This is a genomic window from Actinotalea sp. (assembly GCF_041597215.1).
In the GTDB taxonomy this organism is placed as follows: domain Bacteria; phylum Actinomycetota; class Actinomycetes; order Actinomycetales; family Cellulomonadaceae; genus Actinotalea.
This window is the reverse complement of sequence record NZ_JBFHHB010000354.1, coordinates 1-1,918: the sequence shown is the minus strand read 5'-3', so window position 1 is coordinate 1,918 and position 1,918 is coordinate 1. Positions and strand designations below refer to the sequence as shown.

Sequence of the window (1,918 nt, the reverse complement as noted above, 5' to 3'; positions counted from 1 at the left end):
GACACGACGGCGATCTCGAGGGTCGACCCGGAGAGCAACTCCTTGCTCTACCGGGGCTACCCCGTCCAGGAGCTCGCGGCGCGGTGCTCCGTGGAGGAGGTCGCCTGGCTGCTCTGGCACGGGGACCTCCCGTCCGCCGAGGAACGCGCCGGCCTCCAGGCCGAGGAGCGGGCCGCTCGACCACTGAGCGAGCGGCTGCGCGCCGTCGTGGACAGGATGCCCACGACGGCGCACCCGATGGACGTGCTGCGCACGGCCGTCAGCGTCCTCGGGGCGGAGGACCCGCACGTGGCGGACCCGTCGCGGGAGGCGAACCTCGCAGCGGCGCTCCGGCTGTTCGCCCAGGTGCCGGGGGTGATCGCCTACGACCAGCGCCGGCGCCGCGGGGACGGTGTCGTCGCTCCGCGGGACGACCTGCCGTACGCGGAGAACTTCCTGCACATGACCTTCGGCACGGTCCCGGACCCTGTCGTCGTCGACGCGTTCCGCGTCTCGCTGATCCTGTACGCCGAGCACTCCTTCAACGCGTCCACGTTCACGGCGCGGGTCATCACCTCGACGCTCTCGGACCTCTACTCGGCCGTCGTCGGCGCGATCGGTGCCCTCAAGGGCCCATTGCACGGCGGGGCGAACGAGGCCGTGATGGTGATGCTCGACGAGATCGGGACCGCTGACGCCGCGGGACCGTGGCTCGACGCGGCGCTGGCCGACCGGCGCAAGGTCATGGGCTTCGGGCATCGTGTCTACAAGCACGGCGACTCCCGTGTCCCGACGATGGAGGCCGCGCTGGACACCCTGCTGGTCCACTACGACCGGCCGGATCTCGGTGAGCTCTACGACGCGCTGAAGGTGCTGATGCTCGCCCGGACGAACATCCGCCCGAACCTGGACTACCCCTCCGGCCCCGCGTACCACCTCATGGGCTTCGACGCCGCGGCGTTCACGCCGCTCTTCGTCGCGAGCAGGATCACCGGCTGGACGGCCCACATCATGGAGCAGCGGGAGTCCAACGCCCTGATCCGTCCGTTGAGCGCCTACGACGGCCCCGCCGAGAGGCATCTCGACTGAGGGCTCGTCCCGGTCGACACTCACCGGCACTGCACAGGAAGCCCAGCCGCGTCCGGCGGTTAGCATCGAGGGGTTCGTCCGGCGCCGCGGGTGCCTTCACCCCGACCGAGGAGCGCCTGTGGACGCCTGGCTGCTGTCGTTCGCGGCCTCGCCCCTGGTGTACTTCGGGATGTTCGTCTTCGCGGTGATCGACGGGTTCTTCCCGCCCATGCCGAGCGAGGCGGCGATCGTCGGGCTCGCGGCGCTCACGGTGGCGGGGGACTCGCCCGACCTCACCCTGCTCCTGATCTCGGCCGTGGCGGGGGTCTTCGTCGGGGATCTGGTCGCCTACGAGTTCGGCAGGAGGATCGACGTCCACCGGCTGCCGATGCTGCGCACCGGGAGGGGAGCCAGGACGGTCCGCTGGGCGGAGGACGCCCTCGAAAACCGAGGCACCTCGTTCATCCTCGCCGCGCGGTTCATCCCGGTCGCCCGGGTGGCAGTGAACGTCAGCGCCGGGGCCCTGGGGTACCCGCGCCGCCGTTACCTGGTCCTGGCCGCGATCGGCTCGGTCATCTGGGCCGCCTACTCGGCGGCGATCGGGATCGGTGCGGGCGCCTGGTTCGAGGGGCATCCGGTCGCGGCTGTCCTCGCCGCCGTCGTCGGGGGTCTCGCGGTGGGCGTCGGCCTCGACCAGCTGATGAGCCGTCGCATGGGCCCTCGTGCCGTCGCGACTGGGGACGGCGACGTGGCCGGCGACAGCGCCGAGCGTGCGGACCGCACGGAGGGCACCGGCCGCAGGGAGGGCGTGGCCCGCGTCGGGGCCGTCGAGGCCGGTTGACGCTGCCCGGCGCCGACGCGCGTCGGTCCT

The 1,918-nt window shown here is 72.2% G+C and carries 2 protein-coding genes; both read left to right on the top strand.

Annotation, left to right across the window (positions count from 1 at the left end; genetic code table 11):
* The coding region (locus ABWK99_RS15945) for a bifunctional 2-methylcitrate synthase/citrate synthase (RefSeq protein WP_372595664.1) at nt 1–1,068 on the top strand (1,068 nt) is incomplete at its 5' end.
* A 118-nt stretch (nt 1,069–1,186) separates the two neighbouring features.
* Nucleotides 1,187–1,888, top strand: a complete 702-nt coding sequence (locus ABWK99_RS15940) for a DedA family protein (RefSeq protein WP_372595663.1) — start codon at nt 1,187–1,189, stop codon at nt 1,886–1,888.
* Nucleotides 1,889–1,918 lie beyond the last annotated feature (30 nt).